This window comes from Chryseobacterium sp. RR2-3-20 (assembly GCF_017808115.1).
Lineage (GTDB): Bacteria > Bacteroidota > Bacteroidia > Flavobacteriales > Weeksellaceae > Chryseobacterium > Chryseobacterium oryzae.
Genome location: NZ_JADQBD010000071.1, coordinates 1 through 14,700, shown reverse-complemented (window position 1 = coordinate 14,700; position 14,700 = coordinate 1). Strand labels below are relative to the sequence as shown.

Annotated in this window: 12 protein-coding genes; 9 read left to right on the top strand and 3 right to left on the bottom strand. The window is 33.5% G+C overall.

What is annotated here, in order from left to right; all coding sequences use genetic code 11:
* Window positions 1-177 precede the first annotated feature (177 nt).
* The 5 genes from priA (at window position 178) to ribB (ending at window position 8,563) form a co-directional block, all read left to right on the top strand.
* Window positions 178-2,625 (top strand): primosomal protein N', encoded by a 2,448-nt coding sequence (gene priA / locus IV513_RS13190; protein WP_209391034.1) that lies wholly within the window; start codon window positions 178-180, stop codon window positions 2,623-2,625.
* Window positions 2,626-2,783: 158 nt separating this feature from the next.
* Entirely contained in the window at window positions 2,784-4,250 is a 1,467-nt protein-coding gene (gene dacB / locus IV513_RS13185) for a D-alanyl-D-alanine carboxypeptidase/D-alanyl-D-alanine-endopeptidase (protein WP_209391033.1), read from the top strand.
* An 82-nt stretch (window positions 4,251-4,332) separates the two neighbouring features.
* Window positions 4,333-6,249 carry a M1 family aminopeptidase gene (locus tag IV513_RS13180; protein ID WP_209391032.1) on the top strand — a complete coding sequence of 639 codons (1,917 nt, stop codon included), beginning with the start codon at window positions 4,333-4,335 and terminating at the stop codon, window positions 6,247-6,249.
* Between the two features lie 120 nt (window positions 6,250-6,369).
* A complete protein-coding gene (locus IV513_RS13175; RefSeq protein ID WP_209391031.1) occupies window positions 6,370-7,374 on the top strand; it encodes an LLM class flavin-dependent oxidoreductase in 1,005 nt (334 codons plus the stop codon).
* A 67-nt stretch (window positions 7,375-7,441) separates the two neighbouring features.
* Window positions 7,442-8,563, top strand: a complete 1,122-nt coding sequence (gene ribB / locus IV513_RS13170; protein ID WP_209391030.1) for a 3,4-dihydroxy-2-butanone-4-phosphate synthase — start codon at window positions 7,442-7,444, stop codon at window positions 8,561-8,563.
* Window positions 8,564-8,634: 71 nt separating this feature from the next.
* Here the strand turns inward: ribB and IV513_RS13165 are convergent, their stop codons facing one another.
* Entirely contained in the window at window positions 8,635-9,960 is a 1,326-nt protein-coding gene (locus IV513_RS13165; protein ID WP_209391035.1) for a hydroxymethylglutaryl-CoA synthase family protein, read from the bottom strand.
* A 173-nt stretch (window positions 9,961-10,133) separates the two neighbouring features.
* Between IV513_RS13165 and rpsF the strand changes: the two genes are divergently transcribed.
* The 3 genes from rpsF (at window position 10,134) to rplI (ending at window position 11,475) form a co-directional block, all read left to right on the top strand.
* Window positions 10,134-10,475, top strand: a complete 342-nt coding sequence (gene rpsF, locus IV513_RS13160) for a 30S ribosomal protein S6 (protein WP_089743038.1) — start codon at window positions 10,134-10,136, stop codon at window positions 10,473-10,475.
* A gap of 32 nt (window positions 10,476-10,507) precedes the next feature.
* Window positions 10,508-10,810 carry a 30S ribosomal protein S18 gene (gene rpsR / locus IV513_RS13155; protein ID WP_056215709.1) on the top strand — a complete coding sequence of 101 codons (303 nt, stop codon included), beginning with the start codon at window positions 10,508-10,510 and terminating at the stop codon, window positions 10,808-10,810.
* Window positions 10,811-10,965: 155 nt separating this feature from the next.
* Window positions 10,966-11,475 (top strand): 50S ribosomal protein L9, encoded by a 510-nt coding sequence (rplI, locus tag IV513_RS13150; RefSeq protein WP_209391029.1) that lies wholly within the window; start codon window positions 10,966-10,968, stop codon window positions 11,473-11,475.
* A 333-nt stretch (window positions 11,476-11,808) separates the two neighbouring features.
* On the opposite strand, the gene IV513_RS13145 is transcribed toward rplI, so the two are convergent.
* Together IV513_RS13145 and IV513_RS13140 are read right to left on the bottom strand one after the other, a co-directional pair.
* Window positions 11,809-12,969 (bottom strand): thioredoxin family protein, encoded by a 1,161-nt coding sequence (locus IV513_RS13145; protein WP_209391028.1) that lies wholly within the window; start codon window positions 12,967-12,969, stop codon window positions 11,809-11,811.
* Window positions 12,970-13,256: 287 nt separating this feature from the next.
* The gene (locus tag IV513_RS13140) at window positions 13,257-13,523 is read right to left on the bottom strand and encodes a hypothetical protein (protein ID WP_209391027.1); all 267 of its coding nucleotides are present in this window, start codon (window positions 13,521-13,523) and stop codon (window positions 13,257-13,259) included.
* 172 nt (window positions 13,524-13,695) lie between these two features.
* On the opposite strand from IV513_RS13140, the gene prmA reads away from it, so the two are divergent.
* Complete coding sequence (gene prmA, locus IV513_RS13135) at window positions 13,696-14,526, top strand: 50S ribosomal protein L11 methyltransferase (RefSeq protein ID WP_209391026.1); 831 nt, start codon at window positions 13,696-13,698, stop codon at window positions 14,524-14,526.
* Window positions 14,527-14,700: the final 174 nt, after the last annotated feature.

Sequence of the window (14,700 nt, the reverse complement as noted above, 5' to 3'; positions counted from 1 at the left end):
TACAAGCTAAATCGAAGATATTTTGGAGATAGCCTCTTTGAAAGGCTTATTATTGCTAACATTACAGGGTTATGATTAAAAACGGATAATCAAAAAATTGTATGTTTAATGTAATTCAATACAAACAAAATTGCTGTTTTCTGAATAAAAATTTAATTTTACAGGATAATTACTCTTTTGCAATACGCTCAAATTATTTTACCTCTCAATCTGAAAGGAACTTTCACCTATAAAGTTCCTGATGAGCTGTTTTCTGTAATTCAGCCAGGGATGAGGGTTTTGGTTCAGTTCGGTGGAAAAAAGATTTATACAGGTATTGTTTTCGAGCTTCACAACCAAGAGCCGATAGAATTTATCCCGAAAGATGTTATCAGTATTTTAGACGAGCAGCCGATTCTGCCACCAGAACAAATCAGCTTCTGGAAATGGCTTTCAGAATATTATTTATGCAATTTGGGAGAGATTTACCGTTTTGCTTTTCCTTCTTCTTTGAAATTGGAAAGCGAAACATATCTTAAACTGAAACCCAATACAGTTATAGAGTTTGAGAATCTGGATCTGAATGAAATGTATCTTATTCAGGCATTGGAAGTAAGACAACTGATTAATCTTACCGATATTGAAGCTTTTATTCCGAAAAAAGATATTATAAAAACCATCAATTCGCTTATTGATTTACAGTACATAGAAATAGACGAAAAAATTTCAGAAAAATACAAGGCGAAAGAAGTTGCGTATGTGAAAATAAACGATGAAGTTCTTAGAAATCAAAATCTTACCGAAATCCTCTTAAAACTCAATAAAGCCAAAAAACAAAAAGACCTTTTTCTTCATATATTAGAAAAGCAAACCGAAAATCCGGATTTACCCATCAAAAAATCCCAGCTTTTTGAGGACGGATATTTTGTGAGTGCTCATTTTAAATCTCTTGCCGATAAAAATCTGGTTGAAGAATATTATCTGAGAAAAGACCGTATCGAATCTTATGAAGGTGAAATTGAGGAATTGGAGGAACTTACAGAAACTCAGGAAGTAGCCAAAGCGGAAATTAATGAAGCTTTTTCGGAAGGTAAAAATGTGTTGTTGCACGGGGTAACTTCCTCCGGCAAAACGCATATTTATTTAGAAAAAATTGAAGACTGTATTTCTGAAGGGAAAAATGTACTGTTTTTATTGCCCGAAATTTCTCTAACCAAGCAAATTACTCAGCGGTTAGAAAAAAAATATGGGCGACAGCTTGCATTTTATCATCAAAAACTCACCGATTTTGAAAAAGTTGAGGTTTGGAGAAGAATAAAAAATAATGACATCCGCATTTTAATTGCCACCAGATCTTCTCTGTTTCTGCCTTTCCAGAATTTAGGATTAATTGTGGTGGATGAAGAACACGATTCTGGATACAGACCTCGTGAAGTTTCACCTTATTTCAATGCGAAAGATGCTGCATTGGTTTTGGCTAAATTTTATGATGCTAAAGTTATCTCGGGTTCTGCAACGCCTTCCGTAGAAAGTTATTATTCTGCCAGAAAAGGAAAAATGAAGTACGTTTTTCTCGGAGAACGGTTTGGAAGTGTGAAACTTCCGGAGTTTGAACTGATTAATTTTAAAGAAGCTCAGGATTCTAAAAAGGTGTCGGGTAATTTTTCTCTTCGTCTGATTGATGAAATTAAGAAAACCCTCGAAGATAAAAACCAAACCATTATTCTGCACAACAAACGCGGCTATGCGAGTGTTTTGGAATGCGAATCTTGCGGATATGTAAATTATTGCTCCAACTGCGATGTGGTAATGACGTACCATAAATCTGCAAATGAAATGAAATGCCATTATTGCGGACAAAGAGCTTCGAAACCAAAGGTTTGCCCTAAATGTTTTTCTGAAAATCTGAACGAAAGAGGAGTGGGAGTAGAGCAGATTCATGAGGAAGTGTCGAAAATATTTCCCGACAGCGAAGTAGACAGAATGGATGTAGATTCTATGCGCAAAAAGTTTGCTTACGAAAAACTCTATGAAAAGATTGAAGAAAGGGAAACCGATATTATCGTAGGAACCCAAATGATTTCTAAAGGATTAGATTTTGATCATATTGAACTTGTTGCCATTCCAAAAGCAGATTCTATGCTTTATGTTCAGGATTTCAGAGCAGAAGAAAGAGCTTATCAGCTCATTACGCAGGTTTCCGGAAGAGCAGGGAGAGTTTCTGGCGAAGGCAAAGTTTTAATTCAGACTTATAATCCGGATCATTCTGTTTTTCAGTTGATTAAAATAAATAATATTTCTAAAATTTATAAATATTTTCTTACAGAAAGACAGAAATTCAATTATCCTCCATTTACCAAATTAATTATGATTGAACTGAAGCACAGAAGAGATGAAAAGGTGAATAGAGCCTCTCAGTTCTTAGGTTCTGTGCTTAGAAAATATCTTCCGGAAGATTGTGTTTTAGGTCCGGAAAGATCCCAGATTTCACGGCTGAATAATTTATATCAATTTCAGATTTTACTAAAATTACCCAGAGGAAAAAAATATCAGGAATATAAATCTTTAGTTCTGTTAAGTTTGAAAGAATTTGATGAAATCACTGCATATCAAAGTGTTAAAAAAGATGTTTTTGTAGATTTTTAACAGATATTAACAAATTTTATATTGTTTTATAATGCCTCTTATCATCACTGTATTGCAATATTCTCTACATTTGAACGTTGATAGTATGTTTGAATTGTAAATAATCATTTAACCAATCATTTTTTACGGTATCCAAATAATATCAAAAATAAAATTAGATGGTAAATTTCAGAAAATATATTTCAGGTATTACGGTTTTAGCTGCCGGATTTTTATTCGCGCAGACTACCGTATCTTCGGTTCTTTACTCTCACAATACAGATAATTCCAGAGTTTTAAGTCTGCCTTCTCCTGTTGAAATTGTAGAAAAAGCGGTTTTGTCTCCTAAAGATTTAGTAGACATCAGCGTTAATACGATGATGACAGATCCTGTACTTAAAAATGCAACTTGGGGATTTGTGGTATATGATCCGAAAAGCAAAAAGATTATTTCATCTTACAACGAAAGTACTCCGCTTGTTCCTGCATCTACTACAAAACTTCTTACAACAGAAACAGCTTTAAGCTTATTGGGAGAAAATTATCGTTGGATGACTCAGTTAGAATATTCAGGAAATATTGATGAGAATGGGGTATTAAACGGTAATATTTATATTGTAGGAAGTGGAGATCCTTCTTTAGGAACCAATAAAGCGGGAGCTGCGTCTTATAAAGATATTGTTGCCGATTTTGTTTCGGGAATTAAAAATGAAGGAATTAAAAAGGTAAATGGAGATATCATTATTCAGACAGCACTTTTCAAAGGGAATATCTCTAGACTTCCGGAAAATGTGGTTTGGCTGGAAAATAACAATTATTATTTGCCTGCAGGTACTACTAAAGAGATTAATCCTGCAAACGAGAAGCTTATTGTAAAAAAATCTATGACGCCTGGTTCGGATAAGAAATTTTTCTATGTTTCTCCTTACGCAGATCAAATGGTTTACGCCGAAAAATATGAAGGAAACGGAAATTTAACTACAAAACTTCCCGATGCACCTGCATTTTTAGCCAATTCATTTAAGGCAAATTTAGTTAAAAGCGGTGTGGCAGTTACGGGAAAAGTTACGCCGAAAATAACAGATTCTTCTCCGGAAATCAGAAAAAAAGTGAGTGTTTATCAATCTCCAACTTTGGCAGATATCGTTTATTATACGAACCAAAGAAGTGATAATTCCCTAGCGGAAGCTTTGCTAAAAGTGGTTGGTTTTTATAAAATGGGCGACCAAACTTCAGAATCGGGTAGAATAGTGGTGAACAACCACCTAAAAGATATTGCTTTTGATGTAGAAGGTTTAAATTATATAGACGGAAGCGGCTTATCCAGAAGCAATAAAGTAACACCTATTGCTCAGGTAAAATATCTTTCTTCTCTGATGAATACTAAAATCTACAAAACTTATTTTGATTCTTTACCTATTGGAGGACAGTCCGGAACTTTGAAAAGAATGTTTTTAACCAACGGAAACGGTCAGGTTTTTGCCAAAACCGGAACTTTAAATAAAGTAAAGACTTTAGCAGGATATTTAAAAACAAATACTGGTAAAACATTGGTTTTTTCTTTAATGGTTAATAATTACTCCGGATCTGTAGATCAGGTAAAAAGCAAAATGGAAAAAATTATAGGACTGGCATTGGATCTTTAAGAAATATTGAATGAATTCATACAAAACCTTTTAATCTGAGATTGAAAGGTTTTTTTTATCTTTAACCTCTAATTATCTATCAATGAAAAATATATATCTAGTTCTTTTAAGTGTTTTTTTTATCAATTCACTGGAAGCTCAGAATATAAACCTGGAAAAAAAGGGATTAATTGCTAAAGAAATGAAATCTTTTTCTGCAAAAATGGAAGCAGGAAATATTAATAACAATACTTTGAATTACGATTTGCAGTATCAGAGAATGGATGTAACGGTAGATCCTGCTTTTTTGCAGATTTCTGGTTCGGTAACCTCTCATTTCAAACCATCTCAAGCCCTCAATGCTATTTATTTTGATCTGAAAAATAATATGCCTGTATCGCAGGTCACTTATCATGGACAAAGTCTTAGTTTTCAGCAGCTTTCTACTAAAGAACTGAAGATTAATTTCACATCATCACTGCCTGCAAATGTTCTTGATTCTCTCACTATACAATATTCCGGAGTCCCTTCTGCCTCTAACGGAGCTTTTTTTAACGGGACACAAAACGGTAATGCTGTTTTATCTACTCTAAATGAACCTTATGGTGCACAGGATTGGTTTCCTACAAAACAAAGTCTTAACGATAAAATTGAAAGATTCGATATAAAAGTAACCACTCCTTCTCAGTATAATGTAGCAGCCAATGGTAAACTGATGTCTGAAAACATTTTACCCAACGGACAAAAACTTACTTTTTGGAGAACGCAATATCCCACAGCTGCCTATCTTATAGCATTTTCTATTACGAATTTTGTTAAAATAAACGATACTATGGGAAATCCGCCTTTTCCGTTTGTTAATTACGTTTTCCCGTCTACCTCTCTCAATACTTCAAGTATGAATAATATAGATTGGACAAAAAGTGTAATGAATACTTTTGAAACCTATTTTGGTTCTTATCCTTTCAGAAATGAAAAATATGGGCACATGGAATTTCAGGCTGGTGGCGGAATGGAGCATCAGACAATGTCTTCTATGGGTGCATGGAGTAAAGATTTAATTGCTCATGAACTAGCCCACCAATGGTTTGGAGACAAAGTAACCTGCGGTTTGTGGAATGATATATGGCTTAATGAAGGTTTTGCGACTTTTGGAGAACATGTTGCCAACGAAAAATTACTGATGACGAATTCTCAGTTTATGAATTATCTACTCAATCAAAAAAATTATATTACAAGTTCTCCGGGGGGAAGTGTGTATGTTCCGGACAGCAGTCTTGGCAACATCAATGCGATATTTAACAGTCGATTATCATACGCTAAAGGAGGATATGTAGTAAGAATGATTAAATGGATTTTAGGAGATACTGTTTTTTATCAGGCACTGAAAGATTATCACGCAAGACCTAATTTAGCCTATAATTATGTAAAAACAGCAGACCTTAATGCATCTTTATTGCAATCTACAGGAAAAGATTTTACAGAGTTTTTTAATGATTGGGTTTACGGACAAGGTTATCCCACGTATGATATCAGATGGAAGCAGGTGGGAAATCAGCTTACTGTAAAAGCATCACAAACGCAAAGTCATCCGTCAGTATCTTTTTTTGAAATGCCTTTGCCAATAAAAGTTACAGGAACTAGCGGTCAGACCACTTATCTGGTGCTTAATAATACATCAAATAATCAGTATTTTACGGAAAATATTACATTTCCCATCTCCAGTATTCAGTTCAATTATGATTATCAGATGATCGAGAATAATTCTACAGTTACGCAGGATAATAATTTGAATGTTAAAGAGGTAAAAAATACTGAAGTAAATATCTATCCCAATCCTGCAAAGAATGAATTGTTTGTTTCTGGTCTCAGAAAAGAATCAGATTTTAAAATTTATTCTTCCGATGCAAGATTAGTTAAATCCGGAATTACAAGCCAAAAAGTAGATATTTCATCTTTAGAAAAAGGAGTGTATTTTATAGTGATTGATTATAAGAATTTCAAGTTTATAAAAGAATAAATATAAAAGTTCAGAACCTTTATTGATGGTTTTTTCTATATTGTATTATCCATGTAATCAATTACAGAACCAACCGGTGAAATTGAATAAGCCTTACATTTGTCATTCAATAATTCGTTTATGAAAAACTTCGAAATATCTGTGTTGGATTTGGCTCCGGTAAAAAGGGATAAAACCATTCACGACACGTATCAGGACAGTTTATCTTTGGCAAAATATGTTGAAGATTTAGGATATAAAAGATTCTGGCTTGCAGAACATCATAATATGGAAAGTATTGCGAGTTCTGCAACTTCGGTACTTATAGGTTTTATCGCGAATGGAACCCGAAAAATAAGAGTGGGTTCAGGAGGAATAATGCTTCCCAATCACAGTTCTTTAATTATTGCAGAACAGTTCGGAACATTAGAATCTCTATTTCCTGGAAGAATAGATCTCGGTTTGGGAAGAGCCCCGGGAACAGACGGTTTAACGGCTCAGGCATTAGGAAGAAATCCTGCAATAATTAATGAGCAGTTTCCAAAACAGATTTTAGAACTTCAAAAATATTTCTCCAAAGAAAATTCCGAGGCTTTGGTTAGAGCTATTCCGGGAGAAGGATTAGATATTCCGATGTATATTTTAGGATCGAGTACAGACAGTGCGTGGCTTGCTGCAGAACTTGGTTTGCCTTATGCGTTTGCAGGGCATTTTGCTCCGGAACAGATGGAAATGGCTTTTAATATTTACAGAGAACATTTTGTGCCTTCCAAATATTTAGAAAAACCATACATTATTGCCTGTGTAAATGGAGTTGCTGCCGAAACTTCTGAAGAAGCTCATTTAATTTCCACCACTCTGTATCAGGCGTTTATTAATATTATAAGAAACGACAGAAAACCTTTTGCACCGCCCGTGGTAGATATGGATGATATTTGGTCGCCTATGGAAAAATCTATGGTACTCCAAAAACTTAAATTTACTTTAATTGGAAATCAAAAAGAGATTGAAGAAAAATTAAAAAGTTTTCAGGAGAGATTTAAGGTCGATGAACTCATGATAAATTCGCATATTTACGACCATGCCAAAAGACTGGAGTCTTATCATATTTTCAGAAAAGCAAAAAACTCCGTATTTGGCGAATAATAAACAGTTTATAATAATTGGAAGATGCATTTTTTTATGAGTATCTTTGCAGAAATTTAAAGTAAAAATGTCTGATATTAAATTAAATACTATTCCTGAGGCTATCGAAGACCTTAAAAATGGTAAAATAATCATAGTAGTAGATGATGAAGACAGAGAAAATGAAGGAGATTTTCTTTGTGCAGCTGAACTTACAACACCAGAAATCATCAATTTCATGGCACTTCACGGAAGAGGATTAATCTGTATGCCGCTTCCTGAAAAAAGATGTGACGAGCTTGGGCTTGAAGTAATGGTAAGCAGAAGCAGCGATCCTAAAGAAACAGCTTTTACAGTTTCTGTAGATCTTTTAGGCAAAGGAACTTCTACCGGAATTTCTGCAGGAGACAGAGCTAAAACAATTCTTGCATTAATGGACGAAAATTCTAAACCTACGGATTTTATGCGTCCGGGGCATATTTTCCCTTTAAGAGCGAGAAAAGGTGGTGTTTTGAAAAGAGCAGGCCATACCGAAGCAGCGATAGACCTAACATGTCTTGCCGGTCTTAAAGAGGGTGGGGTAATCTGTGAAATCATGAACGAAGACGGAACCATGTCGCGTTTACCAGAATTGTATGCCTTTGCTCAGAAACATGATATGAAAATTGTTTCTATTGAAGATTTAATTCATTATCAGCTTAAAAAAGGTAATTTAATTGAAAGAATTGAGGAAAGAAAGGTAAAAACAGCGTATGGAGAATACGATTTCTTTGCTTTTAGAGAAACCTCTAACGATCAGATTCACTTTGCGTTAACAAAAGGTGCGTGGACGGTAGATGAACCGGTTTTGGTGAGAGTTCAGTCTTCAGATTCGTATTTTGATGTATTGACCAGATTGAATAACGGAGAAAAGCCATTATTGGAAAAAGTAACAAAAATGGTTAATGAGGAAGGAAAAGGAGCGATTATTTTCATTAATAATGTTTCCAATTCAGAAAATACATTAAGAAAACTTCAGCAGTTTCTGAATTATCAGGACGGACAGCAACAGCATCCTACTTTGGCATTCAACTATAGAGATTATGGTATTGGAACGCAGATTTTGAAAAATTTAGGCATCAATAAATTCAAAGTAATTACTCAGAATCCTAATATCAGACCGCAGGTTGGGGGTTATGATGTTGAAGTAACGGAAATGGTTCAATTATAATTTCATCACTTTTAGAAATAAAAAAAATCTGTCTCAGGAAATGGGACAGATTTTTTTTTAAAAATTGAATATTATTTGTGCTGGTAATATCTCGCACCTTTCAGAACGGGATTTTCGAGTTCTACACGATCCAGCCCGAAACCGTTGTAATCTGGGTTTACAGAATGTTCAAGCTGTTTTCTGTGCAATTTTTCGTAGGTGTTGAAGTCGATGGCTAATCGGTTTTTCAGCGTTTCAAACAAATTCCATTTAGAAACTACGTTTTTCCATTTCGGTGAAACTTTTCCGGCAAAAACTTTAGATTTTGAACCACTTCCGTATGCCAAGAAGCCAATTTCTTCACCCGATAAATTTTCATTTTCATCATAAGAAGACTGAAAAGCCGAAAGCAACGCCATAAAAATGGACGCAGTGTACATATTTCCTATTTCTGATGATGCCCGTTGCGATTTTTCTATTTTTGAATTGATAAACTGAATGTATTCTTCAGATTTTGCTACAGATTTTTGTTCTTCAGGAGTATCGAAAGAAATCCCGTTTTCTAGGCTGTAAATTTCTGTAAAAACACGCTTTCCGTGGAAAGCATAAGGAAGGTGGAAAATTAAATATCTCCAGTTTTCGTACGGTTTTGTTTTAGAAGTAATCTCTTTATAATGTTGGTAAGCTTCACGAATTCTGTCTTGATAACACTGGTTAGAATAGTGTCCATCAAAGACGGGTTCATCTGTAAAAATTTCTATTTTATCGGGAAAGTTTTCGGGAGATTCTTTCAGGTCCTCTTTTTTGAATTGACGTCTTGGTTTAAAAAAATCGAAAACACTTTCTGTGGCTACACCCCATTTATTTTCAATTTCAATTAAGTTGGGCTCAGAAGAAATTAAAAGTGCTACTGCACCACCTCCCTGAGTGTATTCTCCGGGTGAAGATAGCTCGTATTTTGCATAATCACTTGCAATAACAACCGCTTTTTTGTCTGGATTTGCCTGTACAAAATCTAATGAATTATGAAGAGCATCTACCGCACCAATGCAGGCGAAAGTCATGTCTAGCACATCACAGTTTTTGAAGCATCTTTCACCAAATTCATTTTCCAGATATTTTTCTGCCATCTGCATTGCATAAGAAGCTGTTGGTTTTGCTGCATCCAGTGCACTTTCTGTTCCTATATATATTCTCGAAATGTCTTTAGGATTAATCTGATAGTCTGTTATCAGTTTCAAAAGAGCTTCTGCTGCGAAAGTTGCGGCATCTTCGTGTACATCTGGAAGTCCCATTTTGTGTAAGCCTAAACCTTTTTCAAGTTTTGCGGGTTCAATTCCTCTTTTTTCTGCTAAATCTTTAATTTCCAGGTATAAAGATGGTGCGTAAAAGCTTGCTGCTTCAATTCCGAAAGTCATCATCGTAAAAAATTTAAACGAATTTATAAAAATCTGTCTATTTAAAAGGCTTTTTCCTAGAGGAATTATTTGCTGAATTCAAATTTTTAATTGAATTTTTATAGGTGTATTGTATATTATGATATTAATTCCTATTTTTGCACCTCGAAATAATTAACAAATTTATTTACATTATGAACAATTACGAGACTGTTTTCATTTTAACTCCCGTTCTATCTGATGCTCAGGTGGAGGAAGCAGTGAAAAAATTCGAAGATCTTTTAAAAGAAAAGAACTGCGAAATTGTAACAAGAGAAAATTGGGGATTAAAGAAATTAGCTTATCCTATTCAATTGAAAAAGAATGGATTCTATACTTTAATTGAGTTTAAAGGAGAAGGTTCTGTAGTAGCTGATCTAGAGTTGGCATTCAAACGTGACGAAAGAGTAATCCGTTACCTTACTACAAAACTAGACAAGCATGCTGTAGAATATGCTGTAACAAGAAGAACTAAACTAAAGGCTGCAAAAGCTTAATTTATTAACCCACAATCTAAAAAGACAAAGACATGGCAATAGATGATATGGCTAAACAAGCCTCAGCTGGAGGAGAATCTGAAGTAAAATTCCTTACTCCGCTTGATATCAATACAAAATCTGAAAAGAAATACTGTAGATTCAAAAAATACGGAATTAAGCATGTAGATTATAAAGATGCTGATTTCTTATTACAGTTCGTAAACGAGCAAGGTAAAATTTTACCAAGAAGATATACAGGAACTTCTTTAAAGTATCAAAGAAAAGTTTCTGCTGCAATTAAGAGAGCAAGACACCTTGCTTTGATGCCTTACGTAGCAGATTTATTAAAATAAGACTAAAAGATAAAAGAAGCAAGATGAAAGACTTTTGCTTCTTTTGTTGCTGAATAAATTATTTAATTCTAACTGTTTTAGACATCAGAAATTAGGCATCAGAAAAAATCTGAAATCTAGAATCTGAAATCTAGAATCTAAACAAGACAACAACAATGGACATTATCCTAAAAAAAGACGTAGAAAACTTAGGTCTTGAATTCGACACAGTAAGTGTAAAACCTGGTTACGCAAGAAACTTCTTATTACCGCAAGGTTATGCAGTTTTGGCTACTCCAAAAAATAAAGCTGCTTTAGAAGCTACTTTAGAAGCTAGAAAAGAAGAAGAAGCTAAATTGATCGCTGCAGCTAACGCTAAAGTGGAACAATTGAAGAAGACTTCTGTTACAATCCCTGCAAAAGTAGGATCAGGAGACAGATTATTCGGTTCTATCAACAATGCAGATCTTGCTGCTGCTCTTGAGAAAGCTGGTGTTTCTGTTGAGAAAAAATACATCAAAATTCCTGGGAACACAATTAAGAGAACAGGTAAAGTAACTGCTAACATCAGATTACACAGAAATGTAGAGTATAACTTCGAGTTTGATATCGTATCAGACGCACCGGTAGAAGCTCCAAAGGCTGCTCCTGCTAAAAAAGAAGAAACTCCTGCTGAAGAAGCTTAAGAAATTTCTTTAAAATATTTAAATCCGTTATACTGAAGTATAGCGGATTTTTTTTGTAATATCATGAGTAATCTAACGTATATAAATTGAAGGCATTTGCTCTTATGTGATTTAATATCCTGATTTTCAGTAATCAGTAATATTTCAGTTTTCAGCATTGAATGTTATTCCGAAGGAATCTAAAGTATTGTATTTCAGAATTACAGATGCTGGTTTATTTCAATATGATGATTTATTTAATATCTATGGCTTCGAAGATAAATATTCAAATAAAAAAAAGCGATGCATAAATTATATTGCACCGCTTATAAGAATTTTAAAGTAAGATTGTTTTTACAGGCTCTTTAAAAGTTTTTCTGTATCAGTAGAATCTTCTCCACTTGCTTTTGCAAGTTCAATAGATTTTTCTGCCCATATTTTTGCGTTTTTCTTATCACCAATTTTATGGTAAAGATTAGCCAAAGTGTCGGTATTGGCATAATTTGTATTTTTATTCACCGATTCCTGAGCCCATTTTATAGCAGTTTCTAAAGAGGTCTTTGTGCTGATATTTTCAAAAAAGTTCCACGCTACAGAATTAAGTTCTTCAGAAGATGCAGAAGAGTAATCTTTATACGTTTCTAAAGCAAGCTTTTCATAAGTAGCAAAATCTTTTTCTTTTAGAGCCTTGTTAGATTTTACTTTTACCAATAGCTTTTCAGCTTCTGGCTGAGTCATGAATTTTTGAGTTTCCGCTAAGAAATATGCATCATTATACTTTTTAGTTTCCGGATTGTATGCCTTAGCAAGAATCGTATTAACTTTTACATTTTTATTGATGTTATCATAATTTTTCTCAGGCAACATTTTCAGAATATCTTGTTTTCTGTCTACAAAGATTTTGTATGATGGATCTTCGGTGCTTTTCATAACTTGAAACAAAAGCTGTAAGTTTGTTTGATTCAACTCTGGTTTGGCAGCAAAATAACGTTCAAGAACCATATTGGATAGTTTTGCATCGCTATACATGGTAAGTTCTGCAAGTTTTAACAAAAATTCTGGATCTTTTTCTCCTTTTTCAAATTTTTGTTTTAACGAAGTAAGCCTTTTGCTAGGATCTTCTGCATCTTTTGCAAACTGGATAAAATCTTTTTCCTCTACGTAGCCAATCGTTCTGTGAACTTCTTCGCCATCGCCGTTAATAAACAGGTAAGTAGGAAAAACTTTTACATTATATTTTTTGGCAAGTTCAATACCTTCTCCTTTTTCCATATCAATTTTAGCATTGACGAAATGACTGTTGTAATGATCTCCAACAGATTGAAGCGGGAAAATGTTTTTAACCATCAATTTGCAAGGTCCACACCACACCGCATAAGCATCAATAAATATAAGTTTGTTTTCTTTCTTAGCCTTTGCTAAGAGTGTTTTAAAATTTCCCTCTTCAAATTTGATTCCCTGTGCAAAAGCTAATGCTGCAAAGAATAATAAGGAAAATATTGCTGTCTTTTTCATGAATTTTTTTTGTTTGAACAAATGTAATAATTATGGTAAATATTTATTCTTTTTTTAATAAAAATAATTTTGAATCTATGAAAGATTTGTTTTTATATTGAAATTGATAAGAATGTCAGTTTTAATCATATTACTAAAAATCAATGAGCCTTTGTTATTTTGAAATAATCCACATTTTAGATTTAAAACTAATGCTAAAATTAAATTATTTCTGATTGCAAGCAATCAATAAAAAATTAATCCGTTTCAATTTTGAAACGGATTATTGTAATTATAGATGAGCTAGTTTATCTGGAACCACCAACAGAAGTATTGGGTCTGGATTCTTTACTTTTATAATCTGTAGGTGTTGCAGCAGTGTCTTTTAACGCTTTTGGAGTATCTTTATCCCGATCTGAAGATTTTTCGGAATGAGCAGCAGCAGTTTCGCCCATATCGTTTCTCATGAAATCTTTATTGTGTTCTTCTTTAAATTCTTCTCTGTTTTCTTTTTTATCTGCACAGCTCAACAAACTAATTGCGGAGATTGCGACAATGGCAAATGTTGTTTTCATAATAGATGTTTTGTAATTTTAATTTGTTTTGGTGGAATATTTTATAAGTATTTCAAGCACTTACATGATTTTAAGGTGCAAAAAATCTGCCGAATATTATGATAAGTAAAATTATTCTGTTTGGCTTTAGTTTTTAAGTATTGAAAACACTATTTTTGCAAAAATATATTGTATGCAGAATTATCTTGAATTTGATTTTAAAATATCTCCCCTTTATCCGTGGAACGAAATATTAATGGCGGAGCTTATTGAAATTGGTTTCGATAGTTTTACAGAGGAATTTGATGGTATTTTAGGATACATTCAAAAAGATATATTCGATGAAAATCAGCTTCAAGGTATTTCTCTTCTCCAGAACAACGATGTTGAAATTCAATACTCTTATAAAGAAATGCCCAACATTAATTGGAATGAAGAATGGGAGAAAAATTTCGAGCCGATTAATATCGATGACAAAGTTTTAATTAGAGCAGAATTTCATGAATCTGTACCTGGAATGCATGAGATCGTTATTCAACCTAAAATGTCTTTTGGAACAGGGCATCATCCCACTACCCATTTAATGATTCAGCAAATGATGGATATGGATTTTCAGAATAAGAAAGTTCTGGATATGGGTTGTGGTACCTCGGTTTTAGCAATTTATGCGAAACAGAATGGGTCAGCAGATACTTTAGCAATCGATATAGACGAGTGGTCGGTGGAAAACTCTAAAGAAAATGCTGCTAGAAATAATGTAGCGTTGAATATAGAATTAGGGACCGCAGAAAATCTTGGTAAAGAAAAGTTTGATATTATTCTGGCTAATATTAATCGAAATATTTTAATTTCTGATATTCCCACCTATACATCGGTACTCCATAATGGTGGCGAATTATTACTTTCAGGGTTATGTTTTTTCGATGTTGATGATATTTTGGAAGTCTGTGAAGAAAATAATTTAGTCCTTAAAAAGAAATTGCAGAAAGAAGAATGGGTAAGCTTACTTTTAGAATATAAGTAATGTTTTCACGTACATACATAAATATTCTTTTGGTTATATAATTAATATGTTGAAATTGTATAATTAATATGTTTACAATACTGTCCTAAATAAAAATTATTAAAAATAGAAACAGCCTAAATACCTATTTTACATTTAGCTTTACATTTAATTTCAAAAAAGAACCCCTTGATA